The organism is Vibrio sp. 1288, from assembly GCF_033344475.1.
In genome coordinates, this window is the sequence record NZ_JAWPOX010000800.1 from 1 (window position 1) to 598 (window position 598).

Sequence of the window (598 nt, forward strand, 5' to 3'; positions counted from 1 at the left end):
ACCGGAGTCAGCCAACGCGCGATCAACCGACGAAAAATCTGACGGGTGAGCCGCCATAATAGAAATGACGCTGCGTTTTTTCGTAAATGGCGATTCTGCACCATAAATAGCAGCAAAAGAGCCCTCAGCCTCAACAGAAACATAATCCGCGGCCACTTGACGAGCATCACTTGGACTCATCCAGTTCATTCCGAGCTGCTTTTCATTTTTGCTTGGTAGGCGAATTTGTCTCTGACCCTCTTTAACCACTAAGTTAACTTGGTCAGGATTATTAGCGGCTTCTTCTAGTGCATCCACAACACCGATCGTCAGGATGTCTTTATCTTTTAGTTGCTCAGCATTCCATTTGTCTGTCAAAAGCACCTGAATACCTGGGTACCCAGAATCACGTCCTAACGACCCCATGACGTTTAAGAAGGTCTGCAACACTTCTTTTGGAGCTCTCTCTGGAACAACAATCGCAGTTTCTGACAAATCGGCCATGCGAGTGTAAGGGAAACCAGAAGTAGCAAAAGCGCGCATATTTGGCATTTCGATGTAGTGAGGGAAACCACTAAAATCAACCGTAGAGTCACCATCAATGACCGCGTATTGCTTA

1 protein-coding gene is annotated in these 598 nt (G+C 46.3%); it reads right to left on the reverse strand.

Features of this window, described 5'->3' with window-relative positions; all coding sequences use genetic code 11:
* A partial coding sequence (locus R8O11_RS29445; protein ID WP_318195152.1) for a cellulose biosynthesis cyclic di-GMP-binding regulatory protein BcsB occupies positions 1-598 on the reverse strand: 598 nt, incomplete at both ends.